Genomic DNA, 23,456 nt, shown 5'->3' on the forward strand with positions numbered 1-23,456 from the left:
TGTTAGTTCCCTCTTTTCTGGATCACGATACTTTTTTCATCTTCATCCGACCATTGGAGATCCCGCTGATTGTAAAGACAGCGACAGCCAACCAAATGAACAAGAACGCGATGAAGTGAATCGGTGTAAAGATGTCATTGAATAAAAAAACACCGAGAATCAAGGTCAAGGTTGGTGCGATATATTGTAAAATTCCGACGTAGACAAACGGAATTTTCGGCATTCCGTATCCGAACAGCATCAATTGCACCGCAGTCGCTACACCAAGCATGACGACGGCGAACAAGGCTTCTGTCGGAAGAGCAATCGGGTTCGCTCCTGTAATGCCGAGCGTCAACATGGCAAACGGCAACGTGATAAGCGTCTCGAGAAACAGACCCGATAACGGCTCGGCGGCCGCCTTTTTTTTGAGGACACCATAAAAAGCAAACGAGATGGCAAGTGAAAACGCGATGATCGGAAACTTTCCGTAGCCAAACGTTAAAATCAGGACACCAGTGATGGCGCTCGCCATCGCAAGTAGCTGGGCCCGGTTCAGACGTTCACCAAAAAACAATAGGCCGAACAAGACACTGACGAGTGGATTGATGTAATAGCCGAGCGAGGACTCGACGATGTATCCTTCGCCAATCGCGTACAGGTACAAGGTCCAGTTTCCCCCAAGGACAAGTCCTGCCGCTAAAACAGTATTCCGTTGACGTTTACTTCGCCAGAGTTGCTTGACGTGCTTAAACTTCCCTGTCAGTCGCAGTAACAACGTAACAAAGATAAAGGCACTGATGATTCGGATTGAGACGACTGTCCACGCCGGTACCTCATCCGCAAACAGTTTGTAGATCGGCAGCAATCCGCCGATTACGTAGGCGACGAACGTCGCACTCATTCCCCGTTTATCCACGATGAACCCCCTTTTCCTTATATGTATACAAGTAAAGCCGCCATCATCATGGCGACTTTTTCAGCTTATTGTTGATCGAGAATCTGGAACAATGTCTTCATTTCCGACTCCGTCAAGTCGCGCCATTCCCCAATCGGTAAATCACCGAGTTCGACGTTCATGATCCGGACACGTTGCAGACGTTTGACCCGGTAACCGAATTCTTTGCACATCCGGCGAATTTGTCGGTTCAACCCTTGTGTCAAAACGATTCGGAACGTCCGCGACTCGAGCTGTTCAACGACACATTCCTTCGTCGTCGTTCCAAGAATGTCGACGCCGCTCGCCATACCTTCGATAAACGTTTCCGTAATCGGTGCGTCGACCGTTACGATGTACTCTTTATCGTGGTTGTTTTCCGCACGTAAAATCCGGTTGACGATATCCCCGTCGTTCGTCAGGATGATCAGTCCGTCAGAATCTTTATCGAGTCGCCCAATCGGGAAAATCCGTTTCGGATGATTGACGAAATCAATGATGTTACCTTCGATGTCACGCTCTGTCGTACACGTGATCCCGACCGGTTTGTTTAAGATCAAATACTCAAGTTCCGGCTTCGCTTGTAACGGTTGTCCATCGATCTCGACGGCATCTGTTTTTTCGGCCTGTGAGCCGAGCTCGGCCACGTTTCCATTGATCGTCACACGTCCGGCATCGATTAATTTATCGGCTGCCCGCCGGGAACAATATCCTGTTTCACTGATGAATTTATTGATTCGCATAAGTTTGTGTCCTCTTTCTCTTTTATAATCTTTACTCAGTGTAGCGTATCCGTTACTTGAAAACAAAATAATTTGTCACATCAAAAATAAAGTTCGTCTTCCGGTTACCGGAAGACGAACTCATTTCAGATCGCTTGTTCTTTTAATGTCTCCATGACACGGACAAATTGTCCGTCGTTCATTGGATAACCGGCTTTGGTAATTTTGACACGAACGAGTTGACCAATCAATGATTCGTCCCCTTCGATCGCGACACGTAAGTAATTATCGGTATAACCGACGAGACGACCGCCTGCTTCTTCCGAAAATTCTTCCGGAATGATTTCAAGCAGTTCTCCCTCGTATTTCGACGCATATTCTTTCGCCAGTTGATCCGACAAAGCAATCAACCGGGCGACACGTTGTTCCTTCACCTGTTCTTCCACTTGATCATCCATCATTGCAGCTGGTGTGCCGGTCCGTTTCGAATACGGGAAGACATGCAGTTCACTGAACTTATGATCGTTGATGAAGTTAAACGTCTCCATAAACTCTTCTTCCGTCTCTCCCGGGAAACCGACGATGACGTCAGACGTGATCGCACAATCCGGTAAGACTTCTTTTAAGCGCGTGATCCGTTCACCGAACTCCGCCATCGTATACTTCCGGCGCATGCGGCGCAAGACCGTATCCGATGCCGATTGAATCGGAACATGAAGATGTCGGACGACGATCGGCGAATCTTTTAAGACGTCCAGTACCTCATCTGTGATTTGGCTTGCTTCAATCGAAGAAATCCGAAGCCGTTCGAGACCTGTCACGGACTCGAGCGCCTTTAACAATTTTGCTAAGTTGTAGTCTTTGAGGTCTTCCCCGTAACCGCCCGTGTGAATACCGGTCAGAACGATTTCCTTATAACCTGCATCGACTAATTGTTGTGCTTGCTTTAAGACATCTTCCGGTTGACGGGAACGCATCAGACCACGTGCCCACGGAATGATACAAAACGTACAGAAGTTGTTGCAGCCTTCTTGAATCTTCAAGGAAGCCCGCGTCCGGTCCGTAAAGGCCGGTACGTCGAGTTCTTCATACACTTTTGCCTTCATGATGTTACCGACGGCGTTGATCGGCATCCGTTCTTCGCGGAATTGTTCGATGTAACCGATCATCTTGTGCCGGTCCTGTGTCCCGACGACGACATCGACTCCGGGAATCGCCATGATTTCAGCAGGAGATGTCTGGGCATAACAACCGGTGACACAGATGACACTGTCTGGATTTTGACGGATTGCCCGTCGAATGACTTGGCGGCTCTTTTTGTCGCCCGTATTTGTTACTGTACATGTATTGACGACATAAACGTCGGCATGATCTGCAAAGTCAACACGTCCATATCCCGCATCCTTGAACAGTTGCCAGACGGCTTCTGTCTCGTAATGATTGACTTTACAACCAAGCGTTTGAAAGGCAACAGTTGCCATTTCACTCACCCTTTCAATTCAAAATGATACGATACGGCGGACAGGACATAAAGTGGTGCCGTTTCCGTCCGTAAAATCCGTCGTCCGAGTGATGCCGGCACGAAGCCCACATCGGTTAAACGCGATACTTCCGTTTCCGTGAGTCCACCTTCCGGACCGATTACGACCAATAAGGAATCACCGGCTTGCAACCGTGACAGCGTAGAAGCGAAAGCTGCCGCTTCCCCGTCTTTCGCCGCTTCTTCATAGGCGATCAGACACGCCGTATAGTTGACCGCGTCTTGTAGGACTTCATCATACGTCACATAGTCAACCGTCGGCAAGTGCGCCCGGTACGATTGTTCGGCTGCTTCTTTGATGATTTTCTGGAGCCGTTCAAGCTTTTTCGGGATTTTTTTGGCATCCCATTTCGAGACCGAGCGGGCCGATTCAAAAACAAGCAGCTGACTGACGCCAAGCTCCGTCGCTTTTTGAGCAACCAGTTCCACTTTATCCCCTTTCGGTAACGCGTACGCAATCGTCACCTGGATCGGGAGTTCCGTTTCGATCGGTAATTCTTCAATCATTTCCGCGACGGCCGTTTGCTTTTCGAGTTGGTCGATTCGGCAACGGAACAGTCCCGTTCCGTCTAACACCAAAATCTCATCGCCGACATCCATCCGCATGACGTTTTTCATATGATGGGCTTCGTCTTTTGAAAGCGTGAAGGTATTTCCTACACGTGCGGTCGGATCTATGAAATATCGTTGCATCGGCTTAAGCCTCGCGTTTCGCGATAATCGCGACCCAGTCCTCGAGCTTCGTCGTCTCAACGATCGTGAACCCGGCAGCGATCATTGCGTCACGCACCATGTCTTTTTTCTGACCAATGATGCCCGATGCAATGAAGTGTCCGCCCGGAAGCGTCAATTTATACGCATCGTTCACGAACAGTAAGATGACTTCCGCCAGGATATTGGCGACAATCAGTTCGACCGGTTCTTTCAGTTCCTTCATCAAATCGCCTTGACGGACGGTCACTTGCTGACTGACTTGATTTAGTGCTACGTTATCCGTTGCCGAACGAACCGCCACTTCATCCAAATCAAGTGCAAAGACATCCTTTGCCCCGAGTTTGGCTGCTGCAATCGCCAGAACACCTGAACCCGTTCCGACATCGACGACACGGTCGTTGTCTTTCAGGTAATTTTCAATCGCCTGAATACAAAGGACTGTCGTCGGATGTGTTCCTGTTCCAAATGCCATCCCGGGATCGAGTTCGATGATCTTTTCATCCGGTTGCGGTGTGTAGTCTTCCCACATTGGAACGACCGTCAGATGACGGCTGATTTTAACGGGTTTGTAAAACTGTTTCCACGAATGGGCCCAGTCTTCTTCGTCCACTTGTGTCAGCGTGACAGTTCCTGCACCAATCGTCAGACCGAATTTCGTCAGCATCTGAACATCGCGCTCGATTCCTTTGATCGTATCCGTCAAATCGCTGCTTTCCGCAAGATACGCTTTGACTAGGACACCGCTGTCCGGATATTCATCGCGCTTCTTCTCATCCCAAATTTCACCGAAGTTGTCTTCACGATGCGACATCATCTCGAAATCCTCTACATCCTCGATGACGACACCACTCGCTCCTGCCTCATGTAAGATGTTTGAAACTGCTTCGATCGCTTCTTGTGTCGTATGGACACAGACTTCTGACCATTTCATTTCCTGTCACGCTCCTTTAGTGAATCACCCTGTAAAGAATGTTTTGATCCGGCTGAATACGCCTTCGTGCTGTTCCTCGACACCTTTTTCGTCACTGATTTCGTTAAACTCACGGAGTAATTCCTTTTGACGGTCCGTCAGATTTTTTGGCGTGATGATGACGACGTTGACGTATTGATCCCCGTGATGACCTGAACGGACGTTTGGCATCCCTTTGCCGCGCAGACGGAAACGTGAACCCGTTTGTGTGCCGGCTGGAATTTTCAAACTGACCTTTCCGTGAACAGTCGGTACTTCGATTTCGTCTCCAAGCGTCGCTTGTGTGAATGTCAACGGCATGTCCATGACGATATGATCGTCGACCCGTTCAAACAATTCATGTTCCCGTACACGAACGACGACGTACAGATCTCCGAACGGTCCACCATTGACGCCCGCTTCCCCTTTACCGGCCAAGCGGATCTGTTGCCCGTTGTCGATCCCGGCTGGAATCTTGACACGGACATCTTTGTTTTTACGGACACGTCCGGCACCACGACATGTTTCACATGGTTCTTTAACGATTTGTCCGCGTCCATGACACGTTGAACATGTCGTTTGATTGACGACACGACCAAACATCGTGTTTTGCTCGACGTTGATGTGTCCTGATCCACCACAACGTTTACATGTTTCCGGATGTGTTCCCGGTTTGGCACCTGAACCGTGACACGTTCCGCAGTCTTCTTCGACCGGAATCGTGATGACTTTCTCAACACCCGCGAACGCTTCCATGAAGTCGATTTCTTCGACATATTGCAAATCCTGCCCTTTGCGTGGAGCATTCGGATCTTGACGGCGTCCGCCGCCGAAGAACATGTCAAAGATGTCGCCGAACCCTTCCGCTCCGCCGAAGCCGCCGCCACCTTGTGATGGATCTTGGTGACCAAACTGGTCGTAGCGGGCCCGTTGATTGTCGTCTGACAATACTTCATACGCTTCAGACAGCTCTTTGAATTTTTGGTCGGCATCAGCTTCCTTGTTAACGTCCGGATGGTATGTCCGGGCGAGTTTTCGGTAAGCTCGTTTGATTTCTGCTGCTGAGGCATCGCGCGCGACGCCCAACACTTCATAATAATCGCGTTTTTCCACGTGCATTCTCCCTCTCTTTGGTTCCGATTCAATTCATACTGTTTGATTTTACCGAACTTCATGCGACATGGAAAGAGCCAAAGCGCGGATTACGCTTTGGCTCTCTCTAGCGCCCGAAAAATCGGTCGGTTACTTATTTGTTGTCTTTGTCGTCGACTTCTTCGAATTCAGCGTCCATGACGTTGTCGTCTTGTCCGCCTGCTTGTGCGCCTTCAGCGCCAGCTTGTTGTTGAGCCATGTTTTCGTAGACTTTTTGTGTCAACTCTTGAACGACTGTCGATAATTCGTCTTTCGCAGCACGAATCGCTTCGATGTCTGTTCCTGCAAGTGCAGTCGTGACTTTTTCTTTCGCTGCTTCTGCTTTTTCTTTATCTGCTGCGTCAATTTGCTCACCGAGGTCTTTGACCGCTTTATCTGTTGCGAAGACGAGTTGATCCGCTTCATTGCGAAGTTCCACTTCTTCTTTACGCTTGTTGTCTGCATCTGCGTTCGCTTCAGCATCTTTGACCATTTGGTCGATGTCTGCTTCAGTCAAGCCGCTTGATGATTGGATTGTGATCGATTGTTCTTTGTTCGTACCAAGATCTTTCGCTGATACGTTAACGATTCCGTTTGCATCGATGTCGAATTTAACTTCGATTTGCGGCACACCACGTTGTGCTGGCGGAATGTCTGTCAATTGGAAACGACCAAGCGTTTTGTTGTCTGACGCCATCGGACGTTCCCCTTGAAGAACATGGATGTCTACTGCCGGCTGATTGTCAGCTGCTGTTGAGAAGACTTGTGATTTCGAAGTCGGGATCGTCGTGTTACGGTCGATCAGTTTCGTCATCACGCTACCCATTGTTTCGATTCCGAGTGAGAGTGGTGTTACGTCGAGAAGGACAACATCTTTAACGTCCCCTGTCAATACGCCACCTTGAACAGCTGCTCCGAGGGCAACTACTTCATCCGGGTTAACCCCTTTGAATGATTCTTTGCCTGTGAAGTCTTGAACTGCTTTTTGAACAGCAGGAATACGAGTTGATCCACCGACGAGGATGATTTTGTCGATTTTGTCCGGTGTCATGCCAGCATCGCTGAGGGCACGACGTGTTGGAGCCATCGTGCGTTCTACGAGATCAGCTGTCAGATCGTCGAACTTCGCACGTGACAATGTCATTTCAAGGTGAAGCGGACCTGCTGCGCCGGCCGTGATGAACGGAAGGCTGATTTGTGTCGAAGAGACACCAGAAAGATCTTTCTTCGCTTTTTCAGCAGCATCTTTTAGACGTTGAAGCGCCATTTTATCTTGTGCAAGATCAATGCCGTTGTCTTTTTTGAATTCTGCAACTAGATGATCGATGATTTTTTGGTCAAAGTCATCGCCACCAAGACGGCTGTCACCGGCAGTTGAAACAACTTCGAAGACACCGTCTCCAAGTTCAAGGATCGAAACGTCGAATGTACCGCCACCTAGGTCATAGATGAGGATCGTGTGGTCTTCACCTTTTTCAAGACCGTATGCAAGTGCTGCTGCTGTCGGCTCGTTGATGATCCGTTTGACGTCAAGACCAGCGATTGTTCCTGCGTCTTTTGTCGCTTGACGCTCAGCATCGTTGAAGTAAGCAGGAACCGTGATGACAGCTTCCGTTACTTTTTCACCGAGGTAATCTTCTGCTTGAGCTTTGAGTTTTTGAAGAATGATCGCAGATACTTCTTGTGGCGTGTAGTCTTTGCCTTCGACTTCAACTTTATAGTCTGTACCCATGTGACGTTTGATCGACATGATTGTGTTTGGATTTGTGATGGCTTGACGTTTTGCGACTTCCCCGACTTGACGCTCACCGTTTTTAAAGGCAACGACAGATGGTGTCGTCCGGTTTCCTTCTGCGTTTGCGATAACGACCGGCTCTCCGCCTTCCATTACTGCGACACATGAGTTTGTAGTTCCTAAGTCAATACCAATGATTTTTGCCATGATAAATTCCTCACCTTCGAATAGTTATTGTAGTTTCAAGGACATCTTATTCTGCGACTTTGACCATACTTGGGCGGATGACACGATCGTGTAATTTGTACCCTTTTTGGAATTCAGCTGTCACGACGCCTGATTCGTGCTCTTCACTCGGCTCCTGAACGACTGCCTGATGCAGGTTCGGATCAAAGGCTTCTCCAACTGCTGGAATCTCAACGACGCCCTCATTTTGGAGTGTTTCCACCAATTGACGTTTGACCATCTCGACACCCGCTAAAACAGACTTCGTTTCTTCGTTGTCCGATTCGATCTGCAACGCACGATCGAGGTTATCCACTAACGGGAGTAACTTCTCGACGATTGTCTGGGACGAGTACTTCGCACGGTTTTCGGCTTCAATCCGATTCCGACGTTTGAAGTTGTCGAAATCCGCACGGAGGCGTAATTCTGATGCTTTTGCTTCTGCCAGTTGCGCTTCGAAATCCGGTGTCGGTGCTTCTTCGACGAGATCCGCCTGTACGACTTCTTCTTCCGTCACTTCAACTGCTTCTGTTTGTTGCTCGGTAGTTTCTTCATTATTGAGGTTTTGATTCTGCTTTTTTTCTTCCACTCTGAATCGAGCCCCTTTCTATATTCAATCTAAGTTGTTTTTACGCAACTCAGTTTGGAATGCTTGTAAAAGATGAATGATCGAGTTAATGCCTCGATTGTAATCCATCCGTTTTGGACCAATCAGCGCCAATGTCCCGAGTGAGATTCCATCTACGGAATAATGCGCCCGGATCACGCTACAGTCCTTCAGGGCATCGACATTGTTCTCGCTACCAATCGTAATCAAGATTTGATTATCGAGATTCGGACTTAAAAAATCAAACAAGGCTTCCTGCTGTTCAATCAACTCGAGAACCGGACGCAATTTCGCGACATCCTGAAATTCCGGCTGATCAAACATGTTGGCTTTCCCCCCGAGATAAATCAAGGGACGTCCTTCATGCTGATCCGTCAAGACGATATCAAGTGCTTTTGACAGCAAGGTCGTCTGTTCCGAATGCTCGGAACGGAACCGTCTGATTTCTTCGAGCAGACGTCCACGCAACATGCTCAGCGGCGTTCCGCGTAACGTCTGGTTCAATCGTTCCATCAAGCGACTTGCCGCCTCACGTGAGAGGGCTTCCGCGAGCTGAAGTGTCTTATGTTCGACATGCCCTGTCTCCGTCACTAAAACGATGACGACACGGCCTTCCGCTAAGGGAATCAGTTCTAAATGATGGAGGCGTTGCCCTTCTTCTTTTGGACCTAATACAAGCGTCGTATAATGTGTCAATTCGCTCAACAAGTCCGCTGTATGTCGGATCAACCGATCATTTTCATTCACGGAATGGGCAAATAACGATTTCAACGCCTTTGCCTCTTGCGGTGAGATGCTTTCCGGACGAATCAGATGATCGACATAAAATCGATATCCAAGCTCGGATGGAATTCGGCCGGCAGATGTATGCGGCTTTTCAATCAATCCCATTTCTTCGAGGTCCGCCATCTCATTTCGAATGGTCGCGGAACTGAACGTCACGTCACTCCGTTTTGAGAGCGTCCGTGAGCCGACGGGTTGAGCGGTTTTGATATAATCATCGACGATTGCACGTAAAATCAACAATTGGCGATCCGTCAGCACCTTCTTCACCACCTTATTTTGTTAGCACTCACTTTTAACGAGTGCTAATTACATCTTTACTATAAGGAATCCTGGAAATGATGTCAACCAATTTGCTGAACCCTTTGAAGACTTTCCCATTCTGCGATACAGTGAAACAAACAAGAAAAGGATGAGGTCCATGCTGGAACTGTTTGCAATGGCCGGTGTGTTCGTCTGGGTATTCATCGCCATCATCGGAACAACCGCTTACTTTTTACGAAAACAAAAAAAATAAAACGGCGTCCGCATACTTTTGTATGGACGCCGTTTTATTCTTTAAGCTTGATCTGTTTTCTGCTCTTCAATCTCTGCTTCGCCGATAAACTCGGCAAACACTTCATTGGCGAGTGGTACACCGGCATCTGTCAAACGGATATGCGTCGCTGTCCGCTCGACCAGTCCGCGCGGCAACAATTTCGCAATCGTCTGTCCAAAGACTTGGTCAAGCGAGTACCTATATTTCTCTTCGAAGTGCTGTTCAGACACCCCTTCTTTCATCCGTAATCCGAGAAACATCTCCTCTTCCATCCGTTCCACTTCCGTCAACAACGTCTCATTGCGGACCGGTAATCCCTCCGCTTTGATGTAGTGCGGAATCGGTGCGATGTTCGCCCGACGCGTCTTGTTGATATAACTGTGTGAACCGGCACCAAATCCGTAATACTCGTCATTTTCCCAGTAGACCCGGTTATGCCGACTTTCTCGACCCGGTAAAGAAAAATTCGAAATTTCATATTGATGCAGTCCGCCAGCTTCAATCGTTTCAATCATTAAGCGATACATGTCCGCCTCTAGATCGTGTGTCGGCAACGGCAACTTCCCTTTTCGTTCTTGAATTGCAAAGACTGTATGCGGCTCAAGGATCAAGGAATAGGATGAGATATGGGTGATTGGTAAACGCAAGGCCCGTTCGACATCATATTTGACTTGTTCGAGCGTTTGATTCGGCAGACCAAACATTAGGTCAACCGAGATGTTATCAAATCGTTTCGCAGCATGCTCCAATGTCTCAGCCACTTTAGCTTCCCGATGCGTCCGACCGATCCGTTCGAGTAATCCGTCGTCAAACGATTGGACACCAAAACTGACCCGGTTGACGCCGCCTGCTTTCATGATATCAAGTTTTTCCGGCGAGACGCCGTCCGGATTGGATTCGACCGTATATTCAAGAGTGTCATCCGTCAGCGGTAAAAGATGTTTTTTAATGATGTCCATCAAACGTTGCATTTGATCTTCGTTTAAGGCGGTCGGTGTACCTCCCCCGATAAAAATCGTTTCGAGTCGATCCGTCGGGTACTGTTGTAACGTCAGTTCGATTTCTCGTTCTAACGCATCCAGATATTCAGCGACCGGCTGATTTTTTAAAAAGACTTTGTTAAAGTCGCAATAGTAACAAATATGTTCACAAAACGGAATGTGCACATACGCGGCGCGTGGAGTCATTTCGCCTCATCCTTTCTTTACTTAAACAGAAAAAGGGTGCGCCAAAACGCCCCCCTTTGTTTCTTCTCTCAATCTTCATCCATCGACAGAACCGACATGAAGGCTTCTTGCGGTACCTCTACCGAGCCTACCATCTTCATCCGTTTCTTACCTTCTTTTTGCTTTTCGAGCAATTTACGCTTACGCGAGATATCTCCACCGTAACACTTGGCGAGAACGTTTTTCCGCAACGCCTTGATTGTCGAGCGGGCAACGATTTTTGTTCCGACGGCGGCTTGAATCGGTACTTCAAACTGCATCCGTGGAATAAGTTCTTTCAATTTATCAACGATGACTTTCCCACGTTCATACGCAAAATCACGGTGAACGATAAAGCTCAGTGCATCGACGTTTTCGTTATTCAAGAGAATATCCATCTTGACGAGACGTGATTGCTGATAACCAATCAACTCGTAATCCAGCGACGCATATCCTTTTGTACTCGACTTCAGCTGATCGAAGAAATCATAGACGATTTCCGACAATGGAAGTTCATACGTGATTTTGACACGTGTCGTATCGATGTACTCCATATCGACGAATGTCCCACGTTTCTTTTGACAGAGTTCCATGATGGCACCGACGTAATCGTTTGGTGTCATAACCGCCGCTTTGACGTAAGGCTCTTCAATGAACTCGACTTTTTGTTGTTCCGGCATCTTCGACGGGTTGTCGACGTGGAGCACTTCTCCCGCCGTCGTCGTCACATGATAGATAACCGATGGAGCCGTCGTAATCATATCAATGTTGAACTCACGTTCGATCCGTTCCTGGATGATTTCCATGTGAAGCATACCAAGGAAACCACAACGGAAACCGAATCCGAGTGCTTGTGACGTTTCCGGCTCGAATTCGAGTGCCGCGTCACTTAACTGCAGACGTTCAAGTGCTTCACGTAAATCGTTGTAACGTGCGGCATCAATCGGATAGAGACCACAGTACACCATCGGGTTCATCTTCCGGTATCCCGGTAACGCTTCTGTCGCCGGTTGTTTCGCCAAGGTAATCGTATCCCCGACGCGGACATCGCCGACGGTTTTAATGGAAGCAGACAATGTTCCAACGTCTCCGACCGTCAATTCTTTCTGACGGAGTGGTTTTGGCGTCGACACGGCGAGCTCCAGGACTTCAAAGTCTTTCTCGGTCGACATCATCCGAATCTTGTCGCCGACTTTAACCGTTCCATTGACGACACGAATCGACGCGACAACACCACGGTATGCATCGTAATACGAATCAAAAATCAATGCTTCGAGTGGCGCTTCCGGATCCCCGGTCGGTGCCGGCACTTTTGCGACGATTTGTTCCAGAATTTCCTCAATCCCGATACCTGCTTTCGCAGACGTCGGAACGGCTTCTGAAGCATCGAGTCCGATTACATCTTCGATTTCTTGACGGACACGTTCCACATCCGCCGACGGCAAATCAATTTTATTGATGATCGGCAAGATTTCCAAGTCGTTATCGAGCGCCAAATACACGTTAGCAAGTGTTTGCGCCTCGATTCCTTGCGCCGCATCGACGACGAGTACAGCGCCCTCACATGCTGCGAGTGAACGGGAGACTTCGTATGTGAAGTCGACGTGTCCTGGTGTATCAATCAGATGGAGGATATATTCCTCACCATCTTTTGCCGTATACTTTAATTGAACGGCATTCAATTTAATGGTAATCCCGCGTTCGCGTTCCAAGTCCATCGCATCCAGTGTCTGATCTTTCATCTCACGTGATGTCAAAGCACCTGTTTTTTCTAAAATACGGTCTGCAAGCGTCGATTTCCCGTGGTCGATATGGGCGATGATAGAGAAATTACGAATACTTTTTTGCCGCTTTAAACGATCTGCATTATTCATGTTTATAGTCACCTTACCTTATAGTCAAACGTACATACGCTTCATTATACCAAAAATAACACGGGGTGCACCATCTCGTTTTGTTTTCCCAAAAAACAAAAATCGAAAGAAACCCTAGAGCTGTTATTGCTTTTAAGAAAAACGTTTGCTACAATTGTGTTTGTTCTGTTGAACGATAAATGCAGATATGCGAATATAAATCTCGAATGAGTTTTCTTGGAGGTGAATCATCCATGGCTAACATTAAATCAGCAATCAAGCGTGTTAAAACAGCTGAAAAACGCCGCGTCGCTAACGTACAACGTAAATCGTCTATGCGTTCAGCTATCAAAGCAGTCGAAACTTTCGCTACTGAAGGCAACAAAGAGCAAGCGCTCGTAGCTTTCAACACAGCATCTAAGAAAATCGACAAAGCTGCTGCTAAAGGTCTTATCCACAGCAACAAAGCTGGTCGTGACAAATCACGTCTCGCTCGTCTCGTAAACGCACTTTAATTCTTCTTTGAAGGATACAGTGATCGATCGCCACTAGGAGCTTGCTCCAGTGGTGATTTTTTTATGTTTAAAAAACCATCCGGCTGTTTGTCGGATGGTTTTTGATTTCCGTCAGAAGCAATCCACCATGACATGATGTGGACCGATTCCTTCGATTTCGAATGACTCGCTCGCAACCGTCAACCCCAATCGTTCGTAAAAAGGAACGGCATTGAGTCGGGCGTTACACCACCAACCGTCTGCACCTTTTGCTTTCAGTCGATTCCGTGCCTCTTCTAACAATGCTTTTCCGTATCCTTCTCCACGGACAGCAGGACTCGATGCCATCCCGCGTAATTGATAGGTCAATTCCGGATACGCCTCATGAGGACGATTGGAGAAAGTACCGATAGCTACAATCCGTCCGTCTTTGACGGCTCCTAAATGAAAAGTGGATTCGAGATCATCGTCCGGATAGACACACATTTCAATCGGCTGGTTGGGACGTAACACTTCTTTTCGAAGTGGAATGACCTCTGTTGCTGAAATGATTCGAATCTCCATCTGCTCTGCCTCCTATAATGTAGCGAGCCGGACAATCAGGGCGTCAAACAAGATCCGTTTGTCCCCTCGGCCCGTCTTCATACCCTCGTCTGTCGTCGTGATTGCGACCAATGCTTGTTCGAGCTGCGCGAACGTAAATCGTTTACCAGCCTGCAGGGCGAGTTTGATCGCATATGGATGCGCCCCGACTTTGGACGCGATTTGCCGTTCCCCGTACCCTTGTTCTGCCAGACGTTTGGACAACAACATCATCCGGTACTGTCGTGCCATCAGACCAAGTAACGCCAACACTTCCTGTCCCTGCTTTTCGAGATCGCGAATCAATCGAATCGCCGGTTCAAGTTGTCGTTTCATTAGATAATCCGTCAGTTGGAACACATTATCCTCTAACGTCCGTGGCACCAGTAAATTAACATCTTCCAGTTCAATCGTCGAATGATCTCCGGCATAGAGCATGAGTTTATCCAGTTCACGTGTCAGCGTCGCCCACATCTCACCCGTCAGGAAAATCAATCGTTCGATGGCAGGCCGTTCCATCCGGTACCCTTTGTCATTGACAGCATCCATCACGAAACGAAACAGTTCTTCCGTCGTCGGTTTTTTTGCTTCGAGTACGACAGCCCGGTCTTTTAACCGTTTGACGATCGTTTTTCGCTCATCCAGTTTTTCCGCTTCGACAATCAAGACGACAACTGCATAGTCCGCGGGCTGAACGATGTATTCGGCCAATCGTTCCACATTATGCGTTTTCTTATCTTTTACACCGGTCAAAAAAGTCGCCGGTTTGGCGATGACGACACGGTAATCACTCAAAAAAGGAACCGTTTCCGCTTCATCGAGTACCGCATCGAGGGGTTGATCGTTTAAATCAATCTTCATGTAATCAAAGCGTTCACCATCCGGCAACGCAGCTTTGACGATTTCACGTTCCCACTCTTCCAAAAGGTGTCGTTCCGTTCCATATAATAAATAAAGGTTCGCCAGTTTTCCGTTGACAAGCCAAGGTGTTTTCATCTTCCCCACCACATTTCACAGTTTGTTCTTAACTTCATCATAGATAATCCTCTTTTATTCCGCTATACTAGAAGCGGAATCTATTTTTAGGGGGAATGCAGCATGGCACATTCAGTACGTCCACCAAGTGAGAATGCGTTTGAAAACGATATTCAGTCAAAACGTAATGACGCGCTTGACTCAGCGGTCGGTTTTGGCGCATCGTTCGGTTTTTTCGCAGTCTTGTTCATCATTGGCGTTGTAATTAAATTCTTAAGCCTATAATCAGTAAAACAGCAACCTTGGGGGGTTGCTGTTTTTTATTTTAGCATAGGTTCACAGCCCGTTGCAGAACAAGTTATCATTCCCGATTGATCGGTCCGCATGACCGTCCGGTTCCTCGTTCGCTCCAGTACTTCTGCATGAGGATGACCATACCGGTTGTTTCGTCCTGCTGATATGATGATCAGGTTCGGATCCGTTTTCTGCAAAAGCTGTTCTCCGGTTGACGTTTTCGAACCATGATGCCCCGCTTTTAAAATATCGACTCTTTGGACAGACCATGTCTCCTCTTGATCAATACTCGCATCTCCTGTCAATAAGACGCGCTTCCCGGCAATGTCGGCAAGTAACACGACCGACCGGTCATTTTCTTCTTCTTCGCTTGCTGCAGGAGCCAACACCTTGAGCCAGGGACGAATCTGCTGTCCTGAACGAATGTATTCAATTTTTGTTCCTGTCGCTTCAATCTGCTCAATCAACGCGTGCCGTTTTGGATCTTGATTGTCGAACTGTCCCATGTAAATGGTGTCCACTTGAATTTTTCGCAATACACCTAGCAAGCCGCCGATATGATCATGGTCTGCATGTGTGACGACCAATCCTTCAATGTGTGTTTCTCCCCGTGTGTTCAAAAACGGGGCTACGATTTGTCCACCCGGATCGAACGGTCTTAAAGGAGGACGGATCGATAAAGAGAACGCCCCTCCGGTATCGATGACAAACGTTTCTCCCGCTTTTTCGATGATGGTACTGTCGCCCTGTCCGACGTCAAGAAAGGTGATTTGTTCCGGCGTTTGCTGATCCATATAGATGCTTGCCACGAGCAGCCCGACAAGAGGTACCAAATGTCCGTACCATTTGTGTTCGGCCAACCACCAGCCTGCAAAGACTGTTCCCGTCACTACAAGAAACACAGGGAGCGAAAAAAGATGAACGGCAACCGTCGGGACGGGTAAATTTTCAGCCCCAGCCAATACTTGATCCAAAAATGAAGTAGCCTGACCATGCAGGTGGACTAGATTATCAGACGACGGAATCAGCACGGCTGCACTGACAAGGAAAGACAGCGGTAGAATCACCCACTCAATCCATCCTCCGACAATCAAATTTAACAGCGGTGACCAAAGGGAAACCTCCGTCTGTTGGGCTAATTGCAGGACAAGACTTGTCATGATTTGAGCCCAAAGGCTAATCAACAACCAGTTCCAGGGACGTTTGATCGTTTCCCACATCTTGCGGGACAGTAATAAGAATATCGTCAATCCGACGGTCAGTTGAAACCCAACGTCATATAGATAAGTATACGAGACCGCCAATTGAAGCGCTCCAATCGAACCAACGACCAATAAGGGATCAGGTCGCCGGTTAATCCTGTGACAGAATAACAATACCATGGCGACACACACCGCACGTGTGACTGGAGCACTCCACTCCGTCAACCATCCATATAACGGCAGGGTCAACAATAGAAATTCAAATCTCCGCTCCCGCGTCAACCGTAGTTTTTTTAAAAGCCATAACATCGTTACAATCAAAAACGCAATATGTGAACCGGAGATGACAATCGCATGGAGCAAACCGAACTTTTTGAAACGCTCCATCGTCATCTGATCCATTAAACGATCTTCCCCTAATACTAAGGCTTCCACATACAGTGCTTGTTTGATGGGAAGTTGTTCGATCCGCGTCATCCACTGCTGACGAATACGCCGTCCGTTTGCTTCGAATCCTGGCGTCTCGGAACACTCTCCCCACCGTGCGACATCATATTTCCCTTGTAACTGTTCAACCCGCATCCAACGGGCTTCATCAAACCCGCCCAGATTGACTCGGGGCAATACCGGTCGTTCTTCCAACTCAACTTCACAACGTTGTCCGATTCGCTCATAGTCGCGATCTGTTTTTTCATCCAATGTGGCTGCGACAACGATTTGCTTGTTTTGGAATTCCGCGAGATAACGAATCCTGTCCCCATTCTGCTTCGCGTCCAAAATATCGATGACCGTGATTGGAGCGATAGGCTGTTCTGTCTTCATACTTAGTAAAAACACGACAGTCAGTCCTACGAGCGATAAAACAGAATACGTCGACATCGACCAAGATCTCAATACAAGAATTATCGAACAGACTGTGACCAGCCAAAGGGATTCTTTTAAGGCGATGAGCCCGATCATAAAAAACAAAGGCAACAGCGGCATCAGTAGACGATAAGATAAGCTTTCAGATTTTCCAATGTCTTAGGTCCAAACCCTTTCACATCCCCGAGATTCTCGTACGTTGCAAAACCACCTTTTTCTTCCCGGTATTTTACAATCGCACTGACCTTCGCAGGACCAATCCCCGGCACTTCCAATAGTTGATCTTCAGTCGCTGCATTTAAATCGAGCAATCCTTTCGGCACTTCCGCTTGTTCAGACTTTTCCGTTGCTGCCTTCTTTAATGCCTTGGTCTTTTTCTTAGTCGGAACAATCACTTCCTGACCATCGATTAAACGTGCTGCCAGATTGAGTTGTTTGATGTCTGCTTCTGCAGTCACTGCTGCACGTTTAATGGCATCTTGAACTCGATCACCGAGTCGAAAACTGTAGGGACCGGGTCGTTTGACCGCCCCTTTGATATCAACCATGATTTTTTTTTGGACCAGTGTCTGATCCGCTGAACGGTCTTCTGCCTGTGCCTCCTGTTCTCGTTCAACGATTGCCGGTTTTTCAACTAGTGCCTCATTTGAACATGAAGGCAGCGGAACGAATAAGACAACGAGCAGCAGGAGAACAACTGCCATCGTTGCCACTTGTTGTAAGCGTGGAATCGTCATCTGTATCCCTCCTGTCCCTTCGACTGTAGCAATCTTTCCTCCTGTTCTGAACAGGACTAACCTCCATTATCCAATGATGTTCCTCTCCCTACGCCCGTTTTTGTTCTCCTTGATCAAACCATCTGTCTTTCTAATCCAAAACAACATAAAAAAAACCATCAACAGGATATCCGTTGATGGTTCGATACTTTATAATTTTTCAGCGACAAAAAAGATTCGTTCAGCTGTTTCCGTCGGAGCATCTGTCGTAAAATCACCCGTCACGGCACGCACACGGAAACCGGCTTCACGTAACCACGTGATGTATTGTTCCGGTGGATACGTCCGTTGATGGTGTGTCTCGTCAACCCGATCGTACCGCCCGTCCTCATCTTCGATAAAGAAGGTTAATTCGTGAACGACCGATAACGGTGCTTCACCAGGATCCGCGAACCAAATATACGAACTCTGTTCCGCATGAGTGGCGTACGTCTTGCCGTTAAACAACGTTTCCATCTTGTACGGCGAATGTACGTCAAACAGCAACTTCCCACCGTCTGTCAGAAGACGGGCCGCACTGTCAAACGTCTGCTTGACGTCGGCTTCGGTTTGCAAGTAATTTAATGAATCACACAAAATCGTGATTGCATCAACAGGTTCCGGTAATTCGAGTTCCCGCATGTCCTGCACCCAAAACGCAACGTGACGGTCTGTTTCCATTGCCTTTTCTTGGGCGATTTCAAGCATTTCTTCCGACAAATCGACGCCGGTGACCTCGTAATGGTCGGCAAGTAACAAGGTTGCTGTTCCTGTGCCGCAACCGATATCCGCAATCTTTTTACCGGGTTCTACCTGTTCGAGCACCCAAGCGACCCACTCGGGGTAAGGGACATCCTGCATCAGTTCGTCATAGACATACGCAAACTGTTCGTACGCCATTAGTCGATCTCGACTTCTACTTTAGGTGCGTCTGCCCATAATTTCTCAAGGTTATAGTAGTCACGGTCATCCCGGTGGAAGACGTGGACGACGACATTCTCAAGGTCAGCGAGGACCCAACGTGCCGCATCCATTCCTTCTAGTCGTTTGATCGGCAATTCGTTTTTATGGGCGACTTCTTTCACTTCACGCGCGATGGCCTGAACTTGTTTCTCCGAGTTTCCTTCGCAAATGACGAAGTAATCTGCGATTGGTGAAATCTTCGACATGTCGAGTACGACGATGTCCTCGGCACGTTTATCATCAATTGCATTTACGATTAATTTTAATTCTTGTTCGACTGTCATAGGACGGTCCCCTTTCGTTTTTCCGTGATGAACGCATTGTATGTCTCGATCGTCAGCGGAAAAATCACTGTTTGTTTTTTACATAAAAATGTGATCGTCTGTCCAAGTGTGGCGATGACAGCTTGTGTGAGATCTTCTTGCGCAATCTCTCGAAGCTGATCCACACCGGGGTACTGGCGATTCGGTTCAATCGCATCCGCCACAAAAATGATTTGATCGAGCAGAGGCATACCGGGTGCACCCGTTGTATGGTTTGCAATCGCTTGATAAATCTCGACGTCCTCGACGCCAAGCTCCCGCTTGACGAGTTCAGCCCCAACAGGCGCATGCAACAATTCATCCTCATACTCAAGCAAATGATTCAAACCGAGTTCCACTGCAATCGTCTGCATCTCGGATACATTCCGATATTTGGCATAGTCATGCAGCATAGCTGCCAAGGCAACCTTCTCTTCTTGTACCCCGTATCGCCGGGCCAGTTGAATGGCTGTCTCGACAACTCCGAGCGTATGGATGTAGCGTTTGGCAGGTAATGTTTCCTCAATGATTCGTCTCGCTTCTTCAAGTCGCATAGAGTTTCCACTCCTCGATTAATTGTCGGACCGGTTCCGGTACGAGATAACGGATACTGCGGTCTCTCGCCACGCGTTGACGGATATCGGTCGAAGAGACTTCAAGCAACGGCATATCGACTGCCGTGACTTGCGCTCCCTCCGGAATCAGATAGCGGCTCCCCGGTCGTGCGACGGCACCGAACCGGACTTCTTGATACAAGTCGTCCGCCCGGTACCACGTCCCTAGACTCACGAGCGAATCCGCACCAATCAGGAAAAAGAAGTCATGTTCGGGATACCGGTCTTTCAGTTCACGAATCGTATCAAACGTGTACGATTTCGTTTCCCGTTCAAACTCGATATCCGAGACAGAAAAGGCTTCATTACACTGGATCGCCGCTTCAACAAGCTGAAGCCGCTTCTCCGCACTTGTTCCTGTCGATTGTTTATGGGGCGGAAGCTTTGCCGGCAAAAACCAAACCGCATCCAACTGGAGTTGTTCTTTCGCCTGCTCGGCAATCAACAGATGACCGATATGCGGCGGATCAAACGTTCCACCCATCAACCCAATCTTCATCGTGGTAATTGAAGTGTCTTATTCTCTTTCGATTCCTTGTAGAGAACGATGACTTTCCCGATGACTTGAACCAGTTCTGCGTTCGTCCCGTCAACGAGTTCAGCCGCGACATCTTTTGGTGCATCGGCACAGTTTTGTAACACTTGAACTTTTAAGAGTTCACGTTTTTCGAGCGCGTCCATCAAGTCCGCACACATCGCTTCCCCTACACCATTTTTTCCGACTTGGAAAATCGGGCTTAAATCATGAGCCGTCGCGCGTAAATACCGTTTTTGTTTACCTGTTAACATATTATAATTCCTCCAATTGCTTTCTAATCACCTGTTCGCCGAGAGCGATGTCAGGTTTATGACCGGTGAAGCGTTCAAACGCTTCAGCCGCTTGTAGTACAAACATCAAAACACCATCTAGTGTATCAAGCCCATTTGCGGTCGCTTCCCGCAAGAGACGGGTCGGGGTCGGTCGATAAATAATATCACAAATCAAGGCTGTCGTCGCTGTCAATTCAATCGGTGTCTGATCGATGCCAGGAGCCATCCCGACAGAAGTCGTATTAATGATGACATCATACGGCGTCAAATCCAGTGTGCTCGACCATGGAACAGTAGATTGTCCAAATTCGGTTGCAACACGCTCAGCTGTCTGATTCGTCCGGTTCATGATCGTGACGCGACCGGGAAGCATCGGAATAATGCCACGTGCCGCTCCGCCTGCCCCAATCACTAAACTGTTCATCGCGTTCGTTCGCGTCGCAAGTGCACGCGCAAACCCGGTTCCATCTGTATTCGCACCGACCAATTCATCCCCGTCCCAATAGACGGTATTGACGGCACCAGCCCGTGCGGCTGCCGGCTCGAGACGATCGAGAAACGGAATGATGGCCGACTTATGGGGAATCGTTACATTGATTCCATCCAACTGTCTAGTTTTTACCTTCTGAACGAATGCTTCCAACTCATTCACTGCAACGTCTATCGTAGTATAACAACCGAAAAGCCCAGCCGCCTTCAGCCATGTTTCGTGCAACATGGGTGAAAGCGAATGGGCAATCGGATGACCGATGACAGCAAATTGCATCAGACGAGCGCCTCACGTAATGAGACAGCGACACCTTTTGGTGCATAGGCAGCAACTCGTCCGCCTTTTCCGTGAACTGCAACCCAACCGAGTCCACTGAAAACGATATCTGTTTTCATGTTATCGCGTAGACTAAACTCGTGTCGAACGAGCGGCGGAAGCATCTCAAGCGTCTTCTCATTCGGCGGTGATAACAATTCTCCGTTATGATTCGCATACAGATCGTCTGCTTTATCGAGCTTCGTCCGGTGTACTTTTAAGTCATTTGACATATAGATGACGAATGACCGTTTGTTGCCTTCCATGTAATCTAGACGAGCAAGGCCACCGAAGAACAACGTTTGTTGTGGATGAATTTGGAATACTTGCGGCTTGATTTCTTTTTTCGGCGTAATTAATTTCAAGTCTCTTGCATCCACATAATGTGCCATTTGGTGATGATTGATGATACCTGGTGTATCGTACAGGTTACAGTTATCGTCCAGCGGAATATCAATCAAATCAAGTGTCGTTCCCGGGAAGTGACTGACTGTGATGACAGCCTCTTCTTCTTCCCCGAATCGTTTGATGACCTGATTGATTAATGTCGATTTCCCGACGTTCGTACAGCCGACGACGTAGACGTCGCGTCCTTTGCGGTAATAATCGATTTTCTCTGCCAATTCATCCACACCATGTCCTTTTTTCGCACTGATCAGATGGACATCGACTGGACGCAATCCAAGTTCTTTTGACGTTTGACGCATCCAGTTCATCAGGCGGTTCGGATTAAGTGATTTCGGTAGCAGATCGGCTTTGTTGCCGACTAACAGGACATCATTTTTTCCGACAAAACGGTGTAATCCCGGTAACCAACTTCCATTAAAATCAAAGATATCAACGATTTTAACGACTAATGCATCTTTTTGACCGATTCCATCTAAGATTTTGACAAAATCATCGTCCGTTAATGCGACGTCTTGAATTTGGTTGTAATGCTTCAGTTTAAAACAACGTTGGCAAATGACCATTTCCCGGTCAAGTGCAGATTTAGGCGCATAACCAGGTGCTTTTGGATCCTCTGTTTGGATCGCGACACCACAGCCTGCGCAATTGATTTCTTCCATGTGTGTGTTGAGCCGCATCGGGACTTTCCCTTCTCTATTCAACGTAGCGCCCTGCACGCCACTCCAAGAGCGTAACTTCCGACCTTTCGCCGTACATGTTGCGACTGCTGCCTATCCTTTCATCTACCGGTATGACAGGGTCATTGCTGCTTATCTTGACGGAGTGTTTCAATCGGGTGTTTTAACGCTGCCGGATCTTCTTTGACACGTTGCGTCAATTTGTAGATTCCTTTACGTTTCATCCGACGGAAAATCAACCGTTCCATCAAGCGATTAAATTTTGTGACGACACCGTCTGTCTTGACGACGGGTTGAACGTGGATTACTTCGATACCTACTGAATTTGCGCCTAACACATCCGTAAACAGTTGATCTCCAAGGAAAACAACTTCCTTCGCGTGATAACCAAATTCCGTCAACGCGCGTTTGAAACCAATCGGTAAAGGTTTACGGGCCGGTGCAATATAATGTAAGCCAAGTGGATCCGCAAATTTCTTGACTCGATCGCCGTTGTTATTCGAGACGATGATGACGTCAAATCCATATTGGTTATTCACCATATCGAGCCATGACACCAATTCGTCTGGAGCATCGGCAATATTCCAAGCAACAAGTGTATTATCAAGATCCGTCAAAATTGCTTTGACACCGTTTCGTTTTAACATCTCTAAGTCGATATCATAAATCGACGCCACAAAATGTTTTGGATAAAGTCGTTTAAACAAGAAGAAAACCTCCAGATAATGGTCTAGCTCTATAGTTAAGTTTAAGAAACAGTTATGTTCTTATCGTTCGATTATAGCACAATCCA

At 47.8% G+C, this 23,456-nt stretch carries 25 protein-coding genes; 2 read left to right on the forward strand and 23 right to left on the reverse strand.

What is annotated here, in order from left to right; translation table 11 throughout:
* Positions 1–22 precede the first annotated feature (22 nt).
* From rarD to lepA, 11 genes are all read right to left on the reverse strand, one after another.
* A complete protein-coding gene (gene rarD / locus ACHA8N_RS09255; protein ID WP_393965499.1) occupies positions 23–898 on the reverse strand; it encodes an EamA family transporter RarD in 876 nt (291 codons plus the stop codon).
* 65 nt (positions 899–963) lie between these two features.
* Positions 964–1,659 carry a 23S rRNA pseudouridine(2604) synthase RluF gene (rluF, locus tag ACHA8N_RS09260; protein WP_393965500.1) on the reverse strand — a complete coding sequence of 232 codons (696 nt, stop codon included), beginning with the start codon at positions 1,657–1,659 and terminating at the stop codon, positions 964–966.
* 125 nt (positions 1,660–1,784) lie between these two features.
* Positions 1,785–3,119: a tRNA (N(6)-L-threonylcarbamoyladenosine(37)-C(2))-methylthiotransferase MtaB gene (gene mtaB / locus ACHA8N_RS09265; protein WP_147511918.1), complete on the reverse strand. Its 1,335-nt coding sequence runs from the start codon at positions 3,117–3,119 to the stop codon at positions 1,785–1,787.
* Between the two features lie 5 nt (positions 3,120–3,124).
* On the reverse strand, positions 3,125–3,871 hold the full coding sequence (locus ACHA8N_RS09270) for a 16S rRNA (uracil(1498)-N(3))-methyltransferase (RefSeq protein ID WP_393965501.1): 747 nt from the start codon (positions 3,869–3,871) through the stop codon (positions 3,125–3,127).
* A gap of 4 nt (positions 3,872–3,875) precedes the next feature.
* Positions 3,876–4,823: a 50S ribosomal protein L11 methyltransferase gene (prmA, locus tag ACHA8N_RS09275; RefSeq protein WP_393965502.1), complete on the reverse strand. Its 948-nt coding sequence runs from the start codon at positions 4,821–4,823 to the stop codon at positions 3,876–3,878.
* Between the two features lie 24 nt (positions 4,824–4,847).
* Positions 4,848–5,954, reverse strand: coding sequence for a molecular chaperone DnaJ (dnaJ, locus tag ACHA8N_RS09280; protein ID WP_026833673.1), 1,107 nt, complete (start codon positions 5,952–5,954; stop codon positions 4,848–4,850).
* A 133-nt stretch (positions 5,955–6,087) separates the two neighbouring features.
* Positions 6,088–7,914 carry a molecular chaperone DnaK gene (gene dnaK, locus ACHA8N_RS09285; RefSeq protein ID WP_026833674.1) on the reverse strand — a complete coding sequence of 609 codons (1,827 nt, stop codon included), beginning with the start codon at positions 7,912–7,914 and terminating at the stop codon, positions 6,088–6,090.
* Positions 7,915–7,960: 46 nt separating this feature from the next.
* Positions 7,961–8,521, reverse strand: coding sequence for a nucleotide exchange factor GrpE (grpE, locus tag ACHA8N_RS09290; RefSeq protein WP_028106820.1), 561 nt, complete (start codon positions 8,519–8,521; stop codon positions 7,961–7,963).
* A 24-nt stretch (positions 8,522–8,545) separates the two neighbouring features.
* Entirely contained in the window at positions 8,546–9,583 is a 1,038-nt protein-coding gene (gene hrcA / locus ACHA8N_RS09295) for a heat-inducible transcriptional repressor HrcA (protein ID WP_214721086.1), read from the reverse strand.
* 297 nt (positions 9,584–9,880) lie between these two features.
* On the reverse strand, positions 9,881–11,047 hold the full coding sequence (hemW, locus tag ACHA8N_RS09300) for a radical SAM family heme chaperone HemW (protein ID WP_393965503.1): 1,167 nt from the start codon (positions 11,045–11,047) through the stop codon (positions 9,881–9,883).
* Between the two features lie 68 nt (positions 11,048–11,115).
* Positions 11,116–12,939, reverse strand: coding sequence for a translation elongation factor 4 (lepA, locus tag ACHA8N_RS09305; protein WP_393965504.1), 1,824 nt, complete (start codon positions 12,937–12,939; stop codon positions 11,116–11,118).
* Positions 12,940–13,172: 233 nt separating this feature from the next.
* Between lepA and rpsT the strand changes: the two genes are divergently transcribed.
* Positions 13,173–13,433 carry a 30S ribosomal protein S20 gene (gene rpsT, locus ACHA8N_RS09310; RefSeq protein ID WP_012369681.1) on the forward strand — a complete coding sequence of 87 codons (261 nt, stop codon included), beginning with the start codon at positions 13,173–13,175 and terminating at the stop codon, positions 13,431–13,433.
* Positions 13,434–13,544: 111 nt separating this feature from the next.
* Here rpsT and ACHA8N_RS09315 read toward each other — a convergent pair whose 3' ends face one another.
* Complete coding sequence (locus ACHA8N_RS09315; RefSeq protein WP_026829024.1) at positions 13,545–13,976, reverse strand: GNAT family N-acetyltransferase; 432 nt, start codon at positions 13,974–13,976, stop codon at positions 13,545–13,547.
* A gap of 12 nt (positions 13,977–13,988) precedes the next feature.
* Complete coding sequence (holA, locus tag ACHA8N_RS09320) at positions 13,989–14,990, reverse strand: DNA polymerase III subunit delta (protein WP_393965505.1); 1,002 nt, start codon at positions 14,988–14,990, stop codon at positions 13,989–13,991.
* Positions 14,991–15,092: 102 nt separating this feature from the next.
* Here holA and ACHA8N_RS09325 point away from each other — a divergent pair, with 102 nt between their 5' ends.
* Positions 15,093–15,254, forward strand: a complete 162-nt coding sequence (locus ACHA8N_RS09325; protein WP_012369678.1) for a YqzM family protein — start codon at positions 15,093–15,095, stop codon at positions 15,252–15,254.
* Positions 15,255–15,289: 35 nt separating this feature from the next.
* Here the strand turns inward: ACHA8N_RS09325 and ACHA8N_RS09330 are convergent, their stop codons facing one another.
* From ACHA8N_RS09330 to ACHA8N_RS09375, 10 genes are all read right to left on the reverse strand, one after another.
* Positions 15,290–17,449 (reverse strand): DNA internalization-related competence protein ComEC/Rec2, encoded by a 2,160-nt coding sequence (locus ACHA8N_RS09330; RefSeq protein WP_393965506.1) that lies wholly within the window; start codon positions 17,447–17,449, stop codon positions 15,290–15,292.
* The gene (locus ACHA8N_RS09335) at positions 17,449–18,066 is read right to left on the reverse strand and encodes a helix-hairpin-helix domain-containing protein (protein WP_393965507.1); all 618 of its coding nucleotides are present in this window, start codon (positions 18,064–18,066) and stop codon (positions 17,449–17,451) included. The genes ACHA8N_RS09330 and ACHA8N_RS09335 overlap by 1 nt, the downstream gene beginning before the upstream one ends.
* 189 nt (positions 18,067–18,255) lie before the next feature.
* Positions 18,256–18,984 (reverse strand): class I SAM-dependent DNA methyltransferase, encoded by a 729-nt coding sequence (locus tag ACHA8N_RS09340; RefSeq protein ID WP_393965508.1) that lies wholly within the window; start codon positions 18,982–18,984, stop codon positions 18,256–18,258.
* Positions 18,984–19,331 (reverse strand): ribosome silencing factor, encoded by a 348-nt coding sequence (gene rsfS, locus ACHA8N_RS09345; RefSeq protein WP_014969755.1) that lies wholly within the window; start codon positions 19,329–19,331, stop codon positions 18,984–18,986. The genes ACHA8N_RS09340 and rsfS overlap by 1 nt, the downstream gene beginning before the upstream one ends.
* On the reverse strand, positions 19,328–19,903 hold the full coding sequence (gene yqeK, locus ACHA8N_RS09350) for a bis(5'-nucleosyl)-tetraphosphatase (symmetrical) YqeK (RefSeq protein WP_393965509.1): 576 nt from the start codon (positions 19,901–19,903) through the stop codon (positions 19,328–19,330). Before yqeK ends, rsfS begins: the two co-directional genes overlap by 4 nt.
* On the reverse strand, positions 19,893–20,462 hold the full coding sequence (locus ACHA8N_RS09355) for a nicotinate-nucleotide adenylyltransferase (RefSeq protein ID WP_147511929.1): 570 nt from the start codon (positions 20,460–20,462) through the stop codon (positions 19,893–19,895). The genes yqeK and ACHA8N_RS09355 overlap by 11 nt, the downstream gene beginning before the upstream one ends.
* Positions 20,459–20,752, reverse strand: a complete 294-nt coding sequence (yhbY, locus tag ACHA8N_RS09360) for a ribosome assembly RNA-binding protein YhbY (protein ID WP_012369671.1) — start codon at positions 20,750–20,752, stop codon at positions 20,459–20,461. Before yhbY ends, ACHA8N_RS09355 begins: the two co-directional genes overlap by 4 nt.
* A 1-nt stretch (position 20,753) precedes the next feature.
* A complete protein-coding gene (gene aroE, locus ACHA8N_RS09365; RefSeq protein ID WP_147511930.1) occupies positions 20,754–21,539 on the reverse strand; it encodes a shikimate dehydrogenase in 786 nt (261 codons plus the stop codon).
* A complete protein-coding gene (gene yqeH / locus ACHA8N_RS09370) occupies positions 21,539–22,645 on the reverse strand; it encodes a ribosome biogenesis GTPase YqeH (protein ID WP_026829033.1) in 1,107 nt (368 codons plus the stop codon). The genes aroE and yqeH overlap by 1 nt, the downstream gene beginning before the upstream one ends.
* A gap of 140 nt (positions 22,646–22,785) precedes the next feature.
* On the reverse strand, positions 22,786–23,370 hold the full coding sequence (locus tag ACHA8N_RS09375) for a YqeG family HAD IIIA-type phosphatase (protein WP_026829034.1): 585 nt from the start codon (positions 23,368–23,370) through the stop codon (positions 22,786–22,788).
* Between the last annotated feature and the right edge of the window lie 86 nt (positions 23,371–23,456).

The organism is Exiguobacterium sp. S22-S28, assembly GCF_043359615.1.
In the GTDB taxonomy this organism is placed as follows: Bacteria; Bacillota; Bacilli; order Exiguobacteriales; family Exiguobacteriaceae; genus Exiguobacterium_A.